This is a genomic window from Pseudactinotalea sp. HY158, assembly GCF_009660225.1.
GTDB lineage: Bacteria > Actinomycetota > Actinomycetes > Actinomycetales > Beutenbergiaceae > HY158.
Map to the genome: position 1 here is coordinate 3,452,333 of NZ_CP045920.1, position 15,689 is coordinate 3,468,021.

Genomic DNA, 15,689 nt, shown 5'->3' on the forward strand with positions numbered 1-15,689 from the left:
ACGATCGGCCCGTTCCAAGCGGGTGCTGCCTGCTGCCATCGTGTGCCTCAGAAGTCGTCCCAGAAGCCCCGAAGGCGCGGGCATTCATGCCAGTACTCCCACGTGAGGTGCTCGGGTACGTCACCCTCCTGGATCGCGAACACCCGCTCCATCTGCATCGGAGTCTCGTACAGCTGGGCTCCGACAGCATGGCTGACCGCCGCAGCAACGGCCGCGAGGGGGCCGATCGCCCCTGCCTCGCCCATCCCCTTGACTCCGTTCTCCGTCCACGGCGAGGGCGAGTCGAAGTGGTGGATCTCCAGGGCGGGCACGTCCGTGGCCGTCGGCATGAGGTAGTCCATGAAGGTTGCGCTCATGGGCTGACCGTCGTCCGAGTAGTTGAATTCCTCAAGAAGCGCGTTCCCGATTCCCTGTGCAACCCCACCCTGAACCTGCCCTTCGACAATCGTGGGATTGAGCATCGTGCCGCAGTCCTCGGCCACGACGTACCGCTCGATCCGCACTCGCCCGGTCCACGTATCCAACACCACTTGAGCGCCATGGCAGGCGTTGGAGAACGTGCCCCGGTCCGGACCGTCGACATATGCCAGGGCATCGAGACCCGGAGCGAGCCCCGGCGGCATCTTCGCGGCTCGCCGGATGGCGATCTCCGCGATCTGCGCAATCGTGCGCAACTGACTCGGATTCTTCTTCACCCGGACGACACCGCGCTCGATCTCGAGGTCGTCCTCGGCAACGTCGAGCCGGAACGCGGCGATCTTCAGCACCTTGGCTCGCAGCTCACGGGCTGCGCGAGCCACGGCCCCACCGCCGAGGACCGCACCGCGGCTACCCCATGTTCCGACGCTATACGGGCTGTTGCCGGTGTCACCGTGAACGACCTTGACCGTGCTGGGGAGCACGCCGAGCTCACTGGCCATGACCTGTGCGAGCGTGGTCTCCAGGCCCTGGCCGTGCGACTGCAGCCCCATGAAGATGACAGAGGTGCCATCGGGGTTGATCTCCACCCGCATACCCTGGTAGCCGGTCTCGATCGGGGTACCGCGTACCTCGAAGTCGGGCGTACCGTGCGCCGTCTGCTCGTTGAACACAGAGACACCGACCCCACGCCGGTAGCGCTGCCCTCCCTGGTCGGTGGCCCGTGCTACCTCCCAGTCGAGCTCCTCACTCACCTTATTGAGCGTGTCCAGGTACGAGCCCGAGTCATACAGCAGACCGTTTGCGGCCCGGTAGGGAAACTCGGTGATCAAGTTGCGCCGCCGCACCTCGACCGCATCCAATCCCAGCTGCTCCGCGACGGTGTCCATGAGTCGCTCGATCGAGAAGGTCGCTGACGGCCGGCCCACGCCTCGGTACGTTCCGAGCGGGCTCTTGTTGGTCGCGATCGCGATGTCTTCGAACTCGACATCCTGGATGTCGTATGGGCCGATCATCACCTTGGGGACCATGCCGGAATCACTTCCGGCCGTCCATGGGAAGACCGAGTACGCGCCGGCATCCACCACGATCTGGGCTCGGATGCCGTGCACTCGTCCATCGTCGTCGACGAATGCCTCGAGCCGATGTGCGTGGTCGCGGGCATGGATCGAACTGAGCAGGTGCTCGACCCGATCCTCGGTCCACTTGACAGGCCGTTGGAGACGGCGCGCAAGTTCACTGACGAGCACCTCATCGGGGAAGACGTGCCCCTTGACGCCGAAGCCGCCCCCGACCTCCGGGGCGATGACGCGCAGGAGGTTCTCGGGAATACCCAGGGCCCTGGAGACATAGGTGCGCACCAGGTGCGGCATTTGCGAAGAGGTCCACAGCACCACGCCCCGCCCGGTGGCATCGGGCATGGCGAGGCAGCCGCGGTTCTCCAACGGCACCCCGGCCTGCCGGTTCGTGCGGGTGGTGATCCGCACCGTGTGCTTGCCGCGTTCACGGGCTGCCTTGAGGTCGCCGTAGGTGCGGTGGCGGCGAATGAAGACATTGTCGCGCCAGCCTTCGTGCACGATCGGCGCATCTGCGGCAAGAGCCCCGCGCATATCGATCACCGGCTCAAGGTCCTCGTAATGGACGCTCACCGCCTCAGCGGCGTCCTCGACCACGTATGGGTCAGGATGGAGCACCGCTGCGATCGGTTCCCCCACATAGCGCACCACCTCATGGGCGAGCGCGGGCTGCAAGGAGCTTTGCCAGGCCGGGTCCAGCTCCGTCGGGCGGTTGTCGTCGTAACGCTGGTGCGGCTCGATCACCTTCGGCACCACTCGTGCGTCTGCCTGGATACCCAGCCCGAGTACGTCCTTGCCGGTGATGACGATCGCCTCAGGCGGAAGCGGCTCGTATTCACCGGGCACGACGGCGGTGAGCCTGGCATGGGCCCGCTGGCTGCGGACAAACCGCAGGTGCAGGGTGCCCACGGGGGTGAGGTCATCGAGATAGCGGCCTCGCCCCGTGGTCAGCCGATCGTCCTCGAGCCGGGGAATCCTCTCCCCGATGAGGCCCTTGGGCGCCTCAGCCATTGCAGCACCCCCGCTGCTCTCCACAACAGCCGCCTCCCTGCCGTATAACCGAGTCGGACTCGTCTCGTTCTGCCGCCGCACGTCGGGCGGCCTTGACGATGTTCGCGTAGCCGGTGCAGCGGCAGATGTTCCCGGCGAGCGCCTCACGCAGTTCCCCGTCGTCCATCTCGTCGACATCGTCCAACATCGCCGTGATGGCGCACACGAACCCCGGCGTGCAGAATCCGCATTGCAGACCGTGCTCGGTCTTGAACGCGCGCTGCACCACCGACGGATGTTCGGGCGTGCCGAGGCCTTCGGTGGTCAGCACCGTTGTGCCCTCGGCCTGCGGGGCAAGCGTCAGACACGAACGCACCGCGACGCCGTCCATGATCACGGTGCAGGCACCGCACACGCCGTGTTCGCAGCCGAGGTGAACCCCTTGGCAGTCCAACTCGTGCCGAAGCACGTCCGAGAGCAGCCTGCGCGGCTCGACCTCGACCTCGCGATCCTCGCCGTTGACGGTCAGCCTCACCTTCATGCCACATCCTCCTTCTGAAAGTTCATTGCCCGGACACCCGCATCGACAATCACGGATCGAAGCAGCCGTCGCCGGAACGGGGGAAGTGCGCTCCGGCCGTCGCCGGCCAGCCGGACCACGATGCCGTCGGCCAGGTCATCAAGGTCCTCAGCGGTCTCTGGCGGGGGGCCCGGTAGTGTCACCAGGGTCGGCACCGGTCCGGCACCCACGACAGCCACCCGCACCGACGCCCCGGCACCCGGAGCCCCCACGACAAACCCAGCGGCCGCGAGGGCGAAGTCTCCGGAGCGGCGTGAGACCTCCGCGAAACCATGACGATCCCCGGCCCTCGCCCGCGGGAACCGCAATTGGACAAGGAGATCCTCGGGCTCGAGCACCGTCGTGAACGGCCCGAGGAAGAAGCCGTCGGCAGCGATGGCACGCCGCCCCTGACTGTTGGCGACGATGATCTCGGCGCCGGCGGCCAGCGCGCACAGGGACACTTCGGCGGTCGAATCCGCGTGGGCGACGCTGCCGCCGACGGTCCCCCGATTGCGGATGGAGAGGTGACCGATGTGCGGCGCGGCCTGCGCGAGCAGGGGTGTTGCCGTCGCCACGAGCGGATCGGTCTCGACCTGCCTGTGGCGCACGAGGGCACCCAGCCGCAGGCCGTCACCGGAGACCTCGACGTGCCGCAGGTCGAGGCGGCCGATGTCGATCACCACGCCGGGGCGCGCGAGGCGGAGGTTGAGCATCGGGACGAAGCTCTGTCCACCGGCGAGCACTTTCGCGTCCTCACCGTGACGGGCGAGGAGGGAGACGGCCTCCTCGACCGTCTCGGGTCGCTCGTACTCGAATACGGGGGGTTTCATATCGGCTACTTGACCCTTCTGAACGTTGACTCTCGCACGGCATCGATCGTGGCCGAGTTGCTGGTGATCACCGGGACGCCGAACTCGGCGGTCAGGGCATCGAGCGACTCCATCGCCGGCAGGTTCGTGCAGGAGACGAAGAGCGCGTCGATGTCTCGATCGTCGATGTGTCGGCGCGCGAACTCGACGATCTGTGCTGGACCGACGTCTGCGATCGCCACGTTGTCGGTGATGCCCATCCCGTGGATCTCGGTCACGTGCACGCCACGCTCCTCGAGCGTGCGGCGGATGCCGATGTTGAGTTCGTCGATGTAGGCCGTCACGACGGCCACCCGCTCGGCGCCGATCTCCTTGAGCTTTCGCGCGACTGCCTCATTCGTACTGATCACCGGACAGCCGGCGACCTCGGCGAGTTCCGCGACGAGACGCGCTTCGCCATCGAGCCCGATGAGAGCCCCCGCCGAAGTGCAGGCGAAGACGGCGACATCGCACGCGGCCGTGCCCAGGTCACGGGCCGCGCGCGGAGCGTGGATCGAGATCATCTCCCTCTCCTTCTCCGCCGTCGTCTCGGCGAGGTACATCCGAGCCGTGTGCACGCTCACGCCCGGTATCTGCGAGGCCGCAAAGTCCTGCTCGACAACCGTGTTGGACGACGGAACGATGACGCCGATTCGACGAGCCGCCATCAGAACGCCACAGCGACGTTCTTCACCTGCTGGTAGCCGTCGAGGGCCTCCAGGCCCTTCTCCCGGCCGAATCCAGAGCGCTTGTAGCCACTGAACGGGAACTCGACGTCGAGGCCGACGCCGAAGCTGTTGATCCACACCTGGCCGGCGGCCAGTTCCTGAGCAGCCAACATGGCGGTAGAGATGTTCGTCGTGTGCACACCGGCGACCAGCCCGAACTCGGAGTCGTTGGCGATCGTGATTCCCTCCTCCGCGGTGTCGAACGGCACGACCGACAGCACGGGCCCGAAGATCTCTTCCTGGGTGACGCGGGCGGTGGCGCCGGCAGCCACCACGAGCGACGGACGCACGAAATAGCCATCGCTCAGCGAGGAGTCCCCGGGTAGTTCAGCACCCTCGAGGAGCTGACCCTCGCTTCTGGCGATGGCCATGTACTCCTCGACCGTGCGCTTCTGCCCTGCGCTGACGACGGGCCCCATGTCGGGGTCGTCCAGGCCGCGCCCGAGTGTCATGGCCGTGTTCATGCGGTGCAGGCGTTCGACGACCTCGTCGTGGCGGCTGCGCTCGACGAGCAGGCGGGTTCCGGCATTGCACACCTGACCCGCGTGAAGGTACATGCCGGAGTGCACGATCGGTAGCGAGGTATCGAGGTCGGCATCGGCAAAGAGTAGCTGTGGGCTCTTGCCGCCCAGTTCCATGTTCGCCGGCACGGCGTTCACGGCGGCCGCCTCCGAAACTCGACGGCCGACCTGGACCGAGCCGGTGAACGTGACCTGGTCGACGCCGGGGTGGCGTGCGAGCCGGTCCCCGACGACAGACCCGGAGCCGGCGACGATATTGAGCACACCCTTCGGGAGCCCCACCTCCCGGCAGATCTGGGCGAGCTCGCGGAGCGCCAGCGGGGTCTCCGAGGCGGGTTTGATCACCACGGTGCATCCGGTCGCCAGCGCCGGGGCCACGCCACGCACGGCTACCTGCAGCGGATAGTTCCACGGGACAATCTGGGCACTCACACCGATCGGTTCACGGATGGTCCAATCCATGACACCCGGTCCCAGCGGTACCGAAGTGCCCTGGAGCTTGTCGCATGCACCGGCATAGAACTCGAAGAACCGAGCCGAGCAGTCCACCTCCCAGTATGCGTCCCGGAGTGGCTTACCGCTGTCGAGCACGAGATTGCGAGCGATCTCCTCCCGGCGAGCGAGCAGCCCCTCACCGATCCGATGAAGGATCCGTCCACGCTCGAAGGGCTTGAGTCTGCGCCATGGTCCCGAGTCGAATGCGTCCCGGGCTGCGGCGACGGCCTGGTCGACGTCCTCGATTCCACCGACGGCGTAGGTTGCGAATTCCTTGCCCGTCGCCGGATCGTACGTCGTGGCGGTGCCTTCCCGGCCCGCTTCCAGTTCTTCTCCCCCGATGAACAACGGGGCGTGGATTGTTGCCATGCTGGGCCTCCTGGTCACTACTGTGCGGCCACTGCTGATGCAGATCGGCCCACGATGGTTGCAAATGCTGCTTCGTCGGTCGCGCCCTCGGTGGAGATGATCAACACGCGACTGCTGTGGTCGAGAGCGAGTGTCTCGACGATCTCGTCGATGCTCGCGGCGACGGTCAGACCGGCGAGCCCGGCTGCGCCCGTCTCACCGCTCACGATTCCTTCGGCCGCAAGATCCCGCATCGCTTGGCGAGCGTCGTCGTCGCTGATCGCTACATAGGCGTCGATGCCCGTGGACAGGTGCGGCCAGGCGATGACGGACGGCGAATCGCAGTTCAGCCCGGCGATGATCGACGGATGCGGTCCCGGTACGGACGTCATCTCCCCTCCCCGCACCGATGCGAGCACGCACGCGGCCGACTCGGGCTCGACGCCGAGGATCTTCGATCCGGGCCCGCCCGGTCCGCGGTGGTACCGGACGACGGCCGCGGCCAAGGCGCCGACGCCGATCTGGACGACCACGGCGTCGGGGTAGTCCCGACCGCTCTGCGCGAACTGCTCCTCGGCCTCGTCAAAGATCGAAGAGTAACCGTCGATGACCCAGCCCGGGATGTCGCGGTAGCCCTCCCATGACGTGTCCGAGATGACGAAGCAGTCTTCGCCCGCCTCTTCGGCGGCCCGGGCGACGGCCTGATCGTAGCTGCCGTCGACGACGGTCACCGTCGCCCCCTCGGATTCGATGGCCCTGATCCGGGCGTCGACCGTTCCGAGGGGCACGAAGATGTCCGAAGTCATGCCCAGCCAGGTGGCCATCCGTGCGACCGCGCGTCCGTGGTTCCCGTCCGTGGCGGCCGACAGCCGTCGCACCTTCGTGCGTTCCTGGACCATCCGCGCAAGTTCATCGGTGCTACGCCAGCCGTCGAAGGTGCCGCCAGCGGCCTCTTCCAGTGCTCGATACGTCGCCCAGGAGGCTCCGAGCACCTTGAAGGAGGGGAGGCCCATACGGGCGGATTCATCCTTGACCCACGCCTCGGCGATCCCCAGCTTGGCAGCCACCGTGGGAAGTTCCACTAGATTGCTGGGGCGGTAGTCGGGCAGGCGCGAGTGGAAGTCGCGGGGGCGACCCGGATCGGTCACGTCGACCTGCGCGACGGTTTTCGGGGTGATCACGTAGCCGCTCATTTGGCACCGACCGTGACGACTAGGGAGATGCTGTCGTCCTGCGACTCGTTCACGGTGAAGTGCGGATCGCCGGCATGGAAGAGCACGGCCTCTCCTTCCTGGAGCGTGAAGCGCTCCTCGCCTGTGTCGAATGTCAACTCGCCCTTGACGACGACGAACAGCTGGTCGTCGTCGTCGTGGTGATGCATGTGCCCGCCCCCGCCCGGGGGGCAGAACGAGAACTGGGTCGCGAACTGGGCGATGTCCCGGGTCACGATGTTGGAGACTTCGAGGTGGCCGTAATGGCCCGTCGGCTCGAATCGATCTGCGTCGGCAGGTCGGTAGATGTGCACTGGTGCCCCTTTCTGAAGTGTGTGACGCCGCTCTTTCTGAGCCTGGTCAGGAGATGTGCGCCATGTACGGGCTCAGCGTGGGCCGGATGGGTACATGGACGATGGCCGGCCCGCCGCTTGCGACGGCTTGCTGGAGGATCGCCCCGACCGTGTCGACCGTGGCGTCGTAGCCGCGGGCTCCCAGGCCCGTCGCCACGGCCGCCCAGTCGCGCGGGGGGAGTTCGAGTGCGACCTCCACGTCGTACGACATGCGCTGCGGCATCGCGATGGCGCCCCAGCTGTTGTCATCGAGTACGACGACGATGACGGGTGCACCGAATCGTGCAGCGGTCTCGATCTCGACCAGGTGATACCCCACGGCTCCGTCACCGACGAAGAGGATCGACGGGCTGTCCGGATTCTCGAGCGCCGAACCCACCGCGTACGGCAGCTCCGCACCGAGGGCGCCGCTCTGGCCGCTGCGCAGGTAGGTCTGTGGCGCACTCACCGGGATTCGTGGGTCCGCCCAGAAGTCCACATTGCCGTGCGACGTGATGAAGCGCGCATCGGCCGGGGCCGCGGCGATCACCGCGTCGATGACGGCGAGCGGGTGAGGGCGTTCCTCGCCCTCGGGCGCCTGCCGGGTCTGCGTCGTCAGGCGGGCCTGTTCCTGTTGCCACGCGGTGGCTCGGCCACGGGTCCATTCGCCGTCGCGATCACCGGCGGTCAGCTCGGCCAAGGCTGCGATGAACGGTCCCGAGTCCGCGTTCACAGCCACGTCTGCGCGTCCGTTACGTCCCAGTGCTGCGGGATCACGGTGCACCTGGACGACGGTTGTCGCCGCTCCCAGACCGGATCCGAACTCGAGGTCGAATTCCCAGTGGTGCCCGAGGAGCACCACGAGGTCGGCCTCCTCGAGGGAGTCTGAGAGTACGGGGTTGCAGGGGATGTAGGCGGGGCCGAACCACCATGGGTCGTGCCGCTCGTCGATCGCTCCGCGGCCGAGTCGCAGCGTCGCCACCGGGATCTCTGCTCGGGCCACGAACTCGCGCAGCCCCTCGTGCGCACCGGAATGGAATACGCCGTCACCGGCGATGAGGACGGGTCGCTTCGCATGTTCGATCAGCCCGCGGACCTGCGTCATGACACGCTCATCCGGCGCGGCCGGGGCCGGGTCCGTCCACGGCGACGGTGGCGTGTCGTCGTCGAGCTGGGATGAGAGCACGTCCGTGGGGATCTCGAGGTAGACCGGCCCGGGTGTTCCCGCCATCATCCGGCGGTACGCCTCGTCCACGAACTCTGGGATCCGGTCGGCATGGAGCACCTGCGCGGCCCATTTGGTGACCGGACGCATGATGCTCATCGTGTCCATCTCCATGCCCGCGCCACGATGCAACACGCGGGTGCCTGCCTGGCCGCCGATGATGAGCATGGGCACGCCGGCCGACATTGCGCAGGCGGCCGGGGTCACCGTGTTGGCCACGCCGGGTCCCAGCGTTGCGAGCACGGCGCCAGGTACGCCGGTGGACCGGTAGACAGAGTCCGCCATGAAGCCGCCCGCCGCCTCGTGGCGCACGTGCACGATACGCATGTCGTGTCGTGTGGTCGCGTAGTAGGCCGAGTTGATCGGACCACCGGAAACCGAGAACAAGCTCGTGATGCCGTGCCGTGCGAGCGCCGCGATCAGCGCGTCCCCACCCTCTCTGGGCCGTGTGTTACCCCGGTTCATTGAGTATTGCCTCCCGTTTGCAGCATGCATGTTGGTGAAATTCAGTAGGCTCGTGACTTGCCGCCATCCACGGGGATGACGGCGCCCGTAGTGAAGCCGCAGACCGGGGACGAGAGGTAGGCAACGAATGCAGCGACGTCCTCCGCTCGGCCCATTCGACGCAGTGGCACCTCATCTGTCCACAGCTTCCTGGCGGCCTCGAGGTCGATGCCGGCGCGCTCGGCGGTCTGCGCGAAGAGTTCATCCATGCGGTCCGTTTCGATAGGGCCGGGGGCCACCTGGTTCACGATGATCCCGTGCTCCGCCAGTTCGAGGGACATCGTCTTTGCCAGGCCCATGATTGCGAGCCTGGTCGCGTTCGAGAGCACCATTTCCGGCTGCACGGTGCGCACACCGATCGTGCTGATATACGTGATACGTCCTTCTCCCTGCGGGATCATCACGCGGGCAGCCGCACGGCTGAGACGTACCGCGGACATGAGCACCAGGTCGATGGCGGACGACCAGTCCGCGTCGCTCAGCGTGTGCGCCGGGCCCGAGCGCGGCCCGGGCGCGTTCACAACGACCGCGTCCAGCCGCCCCCAGGCGGCAGTGACGTCATCGACCAGGCGCTCTGACGAGTCGGGGGCGGACAGGTCGAACGGAAGGACGATCGCCTCGCCCGGCCCCGCATTGATCTCCTCCGCCAAGTCGTGCAGAGTGTCCACGCTCCGTGCCGCCAGTGCCACTCGCGCACCCTCCGCACCCAGCGCGAGCGCAGAGGCCCGACCAAGACCGCGAGATGCCGCAGTGACGAGCACTCCCTTGTTCTTCAGGCCAAGATCCATGTCTACTGTGTCCCATCGTTAGGTACGCACGATCTAGATACATGTAACATATTGCCTTTAGCCACGGAAGGCAAGGCGAGTCGTTCGGGCGCCTGCCCAACTGAGGAGAACCATGACGAACATCAGCGAAGAGCAGCCGCCGGCCAAGCCGGACGGCCGCAAGACCCGAGGCGAGAGGTCGGAGACGCTCGTCGAGCACGTGCGTAGCAGGATCCTCGAAGACATCATTCGAGCTCGGCTTCGCCCCGGGGAGATGGTCCAGCTCACGGCGCTCGCGAATCAGTACGAGGTGTCTCGCACGCCGGTACGAGAAGCGCTCGCCCTGCTCGAGCATGAGGGCGTCGTCTCCGCGATCGCCTACAAGGGGTACCTGGTTCGTCCGATCGAGCCGCGCGACGTCCATGACATCTTCTTCATGCGCCGGCTGCTGGAGACAGCGGGCATCGAACTCGCCGCGAAGCGCTTGTCGAGGAGCGACCTACTCGAACTGCGGGGCCTCAAGCTCCCCGATGCCGACGAGATGACCCTCGAGTACGACAACGTGTCGCGCTCATTCCACCGCACCATCCTCGTCGCTGCGGGAAGCCCCCGCCTCCTCGCCACGTTCGACGAGTTGTATAACGACGTGCGCCGGATGCAGTACGCCGGGATCGGCACGCCCCGGCCGGACCTGATCCACGAGGAACACCTGCACATCGTCGACGCCCTCGACAACGGCGATGGAGCGCTGGCGAGTAAGCGAATGGCCGAACACCTGGATCTGGTGCGGGAACGCGCACTGACCAGCTGGGTGTCGTCGTTCTAGAAGCGGGGCGCCATTCGGGTCTGGGCGCGCGCCTGGGGGTGCCTCGCCACCAGGCGGCGTCGGGCCGCACGAGCAACGCGGTTGAGGCCCGCGCACACAGGAGGCTTCGGCTGCGCAGCGAACGTCCGGAGTACCAGGCGCAAGCCGGCCGGCTCGCTCCGGAGGGGAGACGAGCCGGCCGGCTCGGTGTGCGATCAGGACGGCGGCTCGTCACCCCTCGCTCAATCGCGGCTCCTCATCCCTCCACGGGTGTCGTGCGCTGACCGGTGTACCCGTCGAGGCCAAGCACGTATGCGGGGTTGTCCACCAGCATTCCGACCACATCGTCGAGCGGGATGCCCTTTTCGTACAGCGTCTGGGCGAGGACACGCAATGCCTCTGGACCCGGAGGGTTGTGGCGCTGGCCTGAGTCCGAAACGAGCAGGCAGCGGGAGGCGCCGACGGCCTGGATGGTCTTGACCACACGCTCGGGCGACTGGTACTGCCACGCCGGTGACATCCCGCAGTACTCGAACTCGGGCATCGCCCCGAGCTTGGCCAACTCCACGACGTCCTCATGCTCGAGCATCGGCACTTTGAAGTACGGGTGGGTGATAATGACCTTCTCGACTCCGCGCTTGAGCGCCTCCGGCACGAGGATCTTGATCTCCTTGGGCGAGAGATGCGAGGTCGCCATCGCTGCACCGTACTCGGCGGTGATCTCGATGACCTCAGACATGTCCGGGATGAGCTTGTCGTTGTCGTCGATGATCGATATGCCATCACTGAACACGCGTCCTCCGGCCTGGGAGTCGTACTTGCCGGTTCCGCCGTGCTTGAGTGCGTGGTACGCCGAATCGATCGTGGGCATCCACACGATCTTGCCGCCAAGCTTGAGGCAGGTATCCACGGCCGCCGGGTTGATCCCGCCCACGTAGGAGTTGAGCACGATCCCACCGAAGACGAGCACTTCGGGCACGACTTGCTGCGCCAGGTACGCCCGGGAGACGGAGCTCTCGATGTGGGACTTGATGACAACGGCTCGCATGTCGGACTGCGCAGCGAATCGCGCCAGCTCGATGTCGTCGACGAGCCGCGGGAAAAGATCGGGATACGTGTGCAGGTGCAGGTCGACGGCACCTCGCAAGGAGACCAGTTCACCACCGTGGCCCTTGAGCGTGATCGGCTTGGCGGTTCCAGTGTCCTGAGGCTCGTGGGGAATGACGGACATGTTTCCTCTTCAATTGGGTTGTCGGGATGCGTGCCTTGCGCTGCTGAGCGCGACGCGTGGCGCAGAGGCGCCGTGAGGCTGGAAGATCTGGTCGCCTCGTCGCGAAGCGGCCAGCAGCACGCTCTCGGTTGCGCACTGCCATGCCTACATGAGTAACATATCACATGGCTTTAAGTGTTGAACAGGGCTGACCGTGCCCCGTCCGACCGAACCGTCCCCAAGGAAGGCGCGCTATGGCTGCACATTTCACACCCCCGAGCTCGGTCGGCATCATCGGCGCGGGCGTCGTCGGCTTGGCCACCGCGTGGGCTCTCCAGCGCCGTGGCATCAGCGTCACGGTCATCGATCGCAGCGGCGTGGCAGCCGGTGCCACTCAGGGCAATGCCGGCTGGGTCACCCCGAGCATGGCGACACCGCTGCCCTCCCCGGCCGTGCTGCGCTACGGTCTGCGCGCTGTACTCAAGCCCACCTCGCCGGTCTTCATCCCCCCGACGGCGAACCCACGCACGCTGCACTTCCTCGCCGCGTTCGCGCGCAACTGCACGTCCCGGCGATGGCGATCGGGGATGCGCGCGCTCGCTCCAATCAACCTCGCGGCCGTCGCAGCGTACGACCAATTGGCCGATTCGGGGGTCGGGTTCGCCGCGCGCGGGTCCTACCTGGCCGGGTTCCGCTCGGACGCGGAGAGACAGGCCCTCGTCTCAGACCTCGAGCAGGCTCGCACAATGGGCCAGGACATCGAACTGACCCTCCTCGACGACGACGAAGCGCGTGAACGTGAACCAGCACTGTCATCCGAGATTCGCGCCGCTGCCGAAGTCGTGGGCGAACGGTTCATCGACCCAGGAGCGTTCGCCCACGAACTCGCAGCCACGATCATCGATCATGGCGGCCGGATCCTGCGGGGTACGGCCGTTGAGCACGTAGTAGTCGACTCACCTCACCGACTCGTCCTGACCAACGGCGAGGACCACTCCTTCGACGCCGTCGTGATCGCCACAGGTGCCTGGCTCGACAGACTGGTCCGACCGTTCGGAGTGAGAGTACCCATCCATGGCGGACGTGGCTACAGCTTCTCGGTCACTGGTCGGCGGATGCCGGGACAAGCCGTCTACCTGCCCGAGCAGCGGGTCGTGTGTACGCCGCTCAACGGCCGCGCACGCATCTCCGGAATGATGGAGATCCAGAATCCAGACGCGCCGAGCAGCCGGCGACGGATCCAGGCAATCATAGATTCAGCCCGGAGTCTGCTCACCGGCCTCGACTTCGACGACCGGCGTGATGAGTGGATGGGCTCACGCCCGTGCACGGCCGATGGCCTTCCCGTGATCGGTGGGCTCGGACCGCGCGGTATCTATGCGCACGGCGGCCATGGCATGTGGGGAGTCACGCAAGCTCCTGCGACAGCGAGCCTCCTGGCAGAGATGATCGTGACCGGGCGCCCTTCACCGCAACTCTCCCCGTTCGACCCGCTACGCTGACGCCCCTCGATCGTTCCATGTCGCACCCGCTGCGGTGCCCGCGCACCACGTCCGGCGCGAGGACACCGGGCCGGGCACGCCACGCGGCTCAGAAGGGCTACTGCCGGACCTGCTCCATCTTGGCGTCGAACAGCCGACCGTAGCCCGGCGCTGCTCCCCCCTCGACGCCGGCCACGTTGAGACAGTGCCAGAAGGAAGCCTGGATAGCACTGACCACCGGCTTGCCGATCGCCTGTTCGATCGCAGCGATCGCACCGACACTCCGCAGGTTGGTGCAGCTGATGAAGATAGCGGAGATGTCATCGCCGTCGACTTCGAGGCACATGTCGTAAACCTGCTCCAGGGGAACCTCGGCGAGCTCCCAATCGCTGGTGATCCCCAAGCCGAGGCTTCGCTGGACCGGGAAGCCGTTACTTCCGAAGAACTTCTCGGCACGGTGGACCACCTCGGGCACGTACGGTGTCACGAGCGCGATCTTGGAGGCACCCACCTCTGCCAACGCGGCGAGACTGGCCGTGCTGGTGGTCGTCGACCTGACCGGGCTCCATTCGGTCATCTTCTCGATGAGTGCCTGATCCCAGGCGGTCCCATGGAGAAACGAGGCGCTCGTACCTCCGAAGACCATCGAGTCGAGCGGCGCCTGCCCGCAGAGTCGCACTGCTGATTCGAGTTCGGGCGACCGCATCATCGCATCGATGCCATCGACCGTCACGCTGGGAAGAGTGAGTCGACTGGTGTGGATCGACACGTCATCGGCTGCCATCGCGTACATTTCCGGCTCCATCACAACGCTGGAAGCCATGTACACCAGGCCGATCCGAGCGCGCGTTCCGTACCTATCGGGCTGGAACTGAGGTGTCATCTTCAACGTGCTCCCTTACTCTCTCACTCCGGCAACATCACCGGAATCCTGTGGCTCTGACATGAGGACCAGCCCGGATCCGCCGCCTTCGAGGGTTGACCCGCGCTTCGCATAATCCTAACATGTTACCGACCGGTCTCTTGAGGGTCTCGGCCCGAAGAGGCCAGAGCCGTCCACGAACAACGGAGTTGGCAATGCCGCTGCCTGTCATCTTGAGTACGAGCCCCCGAAGCATCGTCGAAGGGCCGTACCAGCGGCGCCACGCGTCGATGAGTCCGCACGAGCTCCGCTATTCCTCCCGCGATCCGAAGCAACTCGCCCGAGATCTGGCCGAGGCCGACCTCATTCTCGGGGACTGGACAGCTGAGCTCAAGCTCGACCGTCACGCTCTGGATGCTGCGAACCGCAGCAGGATCGTCGTGCACCCGACCGCAGGATATGACTCGATCGACGTTACCCATGCCGCTGCTCTCGGCTTGCCCGTAGCGAATACACCCGGCGCGAATGCACGCGGTGTGGCCGAGTGGGCGGTGATGGCCGCGCTCGCCTGCCTCAAGAACCTCACCCTCAATCATCAACGCACCCGGGCCGGGGAATGGCGGATGGTCGAGGCGTCGGCGGAAGGGGTCTACGATGTCGGCGGCCGCACGATCGGCATCCTCGGCTTCGGTGCGATCGGGCAAGGAGTGGCCCGCCGTCTCCACGCATTCGGAGTCGACCGCATCCTCTATTTCGACGCGTTCGTCGACGTCGACTCCATCGATGGCGGGGCACCGGTCGAACGCGTACAGAGCGTCGCGGAACTGTGTGAACGGGCCGATGTGGTGAGCATCCACCTACCGCTCACTCCCGAGACCCGACACATTGTCGATGCCGAGAACCTCCGGCGCATCGGTACCGACGGAGTCATCGTCAACACTGCCCGCGGGCAGGTGGTGGATGAGGATGCCCTGCACGCGGCATTGGTGGCGGGCACGATCAAGGCCGCCGCGCTCGACGTCTTCTCGGACGAGCCTCTGATCGGCGCGCATCGCTGGGCAGACCTCGAGAACGTCCTCCTCTCCCCGCACCTGGCCGGCTCCACTCACGAAAGCAAGCAGCAGATGCTCGACGGCGCGCTGCGATCGCTGGACGCGGCCCTACGGGGCGACCTCCCGCGCAGCGTCGTGAACCAGGTGACCTCGTTGCGACTGCTCTGATCAGCATCCCGTCATGCTCGGGCACCTCATTCGCGCAGGCGGACGTCCCATTGGTGCGCAGCCCGCCGCTATGGGCCGCGCTCCAAT

General features: G+C 66.3%; 14 protein-coding genes. 3 read left to right on the top strand and 11 right to left on the bottom strand.

Annotated features, from left to right (window positions below):
* Positions 1–47 precede the first annotated feature (47 nt).
* From GCE65_RS15265 to GCE65_RS15305, 9 genes are all read right to left on the bottom strand, one after another.
* Positions 48–2,504, bottom strand: coding sequence for a xanthine dehydrogenase family protein molybdopterin-binding subunit (locus GCE65_RS15265; protein ID WP_194928740.1), 2,457 nt, complete (start codon positions 2,502–2,504; stop codon positions 48–50).
* Positions 2,497–3,024: a (2Fe-2S)-binding protein gene (locus GCE65_RS15270; RefSeq protein WP_153878972.1), complete on the bottom strand. Its 528-nt coding sequence runs from the start codon at positions 3,022–3,024 to the stop codon at positions 2,497–2,499. The genes GCE65_RS15265 and GCE65_RS15270 overlap by 8 nt, the downstream gene beginning before the upstream one ends.
* Positions 3,021–3,875 carry a xanthine dehydrogenase family protein subunit M gene (locus GCE65_RS15275; protein ID WP_153878973.1) on the bottom strand — a complete coding sequence of 285 codons (855 nt, stop codon included), beginning with the start codon at positions 3,873–3,875 and terminating at the stop codon, positions 3,021–3,023. Before GCE65_RS15275 ends, GCE65_RS15270 begins: the two co-directional genes overlap by 4 nt.
* A 5-nt stretch (positions 3,876–3,880) precedes the next feature.
* The gene (locus GCE65_RS15280; protein ID WP_153878974.1) at positions 3,881–4,561 is read right to left on the bottom strand and encodes an aspartate/glutamate racemase family protein; all 681 of its coding nucleotides are present in this window, start codon (positions 4,559–4,561) and stop codon (positions 3,881–3,883) included.
* Positions 4,561–6,006: an aldehyde dehydrogenase family protein gene (locus GCE65_RS15285; RefSeq protein ID WP_153878975.1), complete on the bottom strand. Its 1,446-nt coding sequence runs from the start codon at positions 6,004–6,006 to the stop codon at positions 4,561–4,563. Before GCE65_RS15285 ends, GCE65_RS15280 begins: the two co-directional genes overlap by 1 nt.
* Before the next feature lie 17 nt (positions 6,007–6,023).
* Positions 6,024–7,166 (bottom strand): diaminopropionate ammonia-lyase, encoded by a 1,143-nt coding sequence (locus GCE65_RS15290; protein WP_228760002.1) that lies wholly within the window; start codon positions 7,164–7,166, stop codon positions 6,024–6,026.
* A gap of 8 nt (positions 7,167–7,174) precedes the next feature.
* Positions 7,175–7,432: a cupin domain-containing protein gene (locus GCE65_RS15295; RefSeq protein WP_153878977.1), complete on the bottom strand. Its 258-nt coding sequence runs from the start codon at positions 7,430–7,432 to the stop codon at positions 7,175–7,177.
* Between the two features lie 124 nt (positions 7,433–7,556).
* Positions 7,557–9,248 (bottom strand): thiamine pyrophosphate-binding protein, encoded by a 1,692-nt coding sequence (locus tag GCE65_RS15300; protein ID WP_153878978.1) that lies wholly within the window; start codon positions 9,246–9,248, stop codon positions 7,557–7,559.
* An 11-nt stretch (positions 9,249–9,259) separates the two neighbouring features.
* On the bottom strand, positions 9,260–10,045 hold the full coding sequence (locus GCE65_RS15305; RefSeq protein ID WP_153878979.1) for an SDR family oxidoreductase: 786 nt from the start codon (positions 10,043–10,045) through the stop codon (positions 9,260–9,262).
* Positions 10,046–10,157: 112 nt separating this feature from the next.
* Here GCE65_RS15305 and GCE65_RS15310 point away from each other — a divergent pair, with 112 nt between their 5' ends.
* Positions 10,158–10,850: a GntR family transcriptional regulator gene (locus GCE65_RS15310; protein WP_153878980.1), complete on the top strand. Its 693-nt coding sequence runs from the start codon at positions 10,158–10,160 to the stop codon at positions 10,848–10,850.
* Between the two features lie 235 nt (positions 10,851–11,085).
* Here GCE65_RS15310 and GCE65_RS15315 read toward each other — a convergent pair whose 3' ends face one another.
* Positions 11,086–12,060, bottom strand: coding sequence for a DUF6282 family protein (locus GCE65_RS15315; RefSeq protein WP_153878981.1), 975 nt, complete (start codon positions 12,058–12,060; stop codon positions 11,086–11,088).
* A 233-nt stretch (positions 12,061–12,293) separates the two neighbouring features.
* On the opposite strand from GCE65_RS15315, the gene GCE65_RS15320 reads away from it, so the two are divergent.
* On the top strand, positions 12,294–13,541 hold the full coding sequence (locus GCE65_RS15320) for an FAD-binding oxidoreductase (protein WP_153878982.1): 1,248 nt from the start codon (positions 12,294–12,296) through the stop codon (positions 13,539–13,541).
* 97 nt (positions 13,542–13,638) lie between these two features.
* On the opposite strand, the gene GCE65_RS15325 is transcribed toward GCE65_RS15320, so the two are convergent.
* A complete protein-coding gene (locus tag GCE65_RS15325) occupies positions 13,639–14,403 on the bottom strand; it encodes an Asp/Glu racemase (RefSeq protein WP_153878983.1) in 765 nt (254 codons plus the stop codon).
* A gap of 194 nt (positions 14,404–14,597) precedes the next feature.
* Here GCE65_RS15325 and GCE65_RS15330 point away from each other — a divergent pair, with 194 nt between their 5' ends.
* The gene (locus tag GCE65_RS15330; protein ID WP_194928742.1) at positions 14,598–15,602 is read left to right on the top strand and encodes a D-isomer specific 2-hydroxyacid dehydrogenase family protein; all 1,005 of its coding nucleotides are present in this window, start codon (positions 14,598–14,600) and stop codon (positions 15,600–15,602) included.
* The last annotated feature ends 87 nt before the right edge of the window (positions 15,603–15,689 follow it).

Coding starts and splice junctions, on each gene's coding strand:
- GCE65_RS15265 (WP_194928740.1), bottom strand. CDS start 2,504: ATGGCTGAGGCGCCCAAGGGCCTCATCGGGGAGAGGATTCCCCGGCTC.
- GCE65_RS15270 (WP_153878972.1), bottom strand. CDS start 3,024: ATGAAGGTGAGGCTGACCGTCAACGGCGAGGATCGCGAGGTCGAGGTC.
- GCE65_RS15275 (WP_153878973.1), bottom strand. CDS start 3,875: ATGAAACCCCCCGTATTCGAGTACGAGCGACCCGAGACGGTCGAGGAG.
- GCE65_RS15280 (WP_153878974.1), bottom strand. CDS start 4,561: ATGGCGGCTCGTCGAATCGGCGTCATCGTTCCGTCGTCCAACACGGTT.
- GCE65_RS15285 (WP_153878975.1), bottom strand. CDS start 6,006: ATGGCAACAATCCACGCCCCGTTGTTCATCGGGGGAGAAGAACTGGAA.
- GCE65_RS15300 (WP_153878978.1), bottom strand. CDS start 9,248: ATGCATGCTGCAAACGGGAGGCAATACTCAATGAACCGGGGTAACACA.
- GCE65_RS15305 (WP_153878979.1), bottom strand. CDS start 10,045: ATGGATCTTGGCCTGAAGAACAAGGGAGTGCTCGTCACTGCGGCATCT.
- GCE65_RS15310 (WP_153878980.1), top strand. CDS start 10,158: ATGACGAACATCAGCGAAGAGCAGCCGCCGGCCAAGCCGGACGGCCGC.
- GCE65_RS15315 (WP_153878981.1), bottom strand. CDS start 12,060: ATGTCCGTCATTCCCCACGAGCCTCAGGACACTGGAACCGCCAAGCCG.
- GCE65_RS15320 (WP_153878982.1), top strand. CDS start 12,294: ATGGCTGCACATTTCACACCCCCGAGCTCGGTCGGCATCATCGGCGCG.
- GCE65_RS15325 (WP_153878983.1), bottom strand. CDS start 14,403: ATGACACCTCAGTTCCAGCCCGATAGGTACGGAACGCGCGCTCGGATC.
- GCE65_RS15330 (WP_194928742.1), top strand. CDS start 14,598: ATGCCGCTGCCTGTCATCTTGAGTACGAGCCCCCGAAGCATCGTCGAA.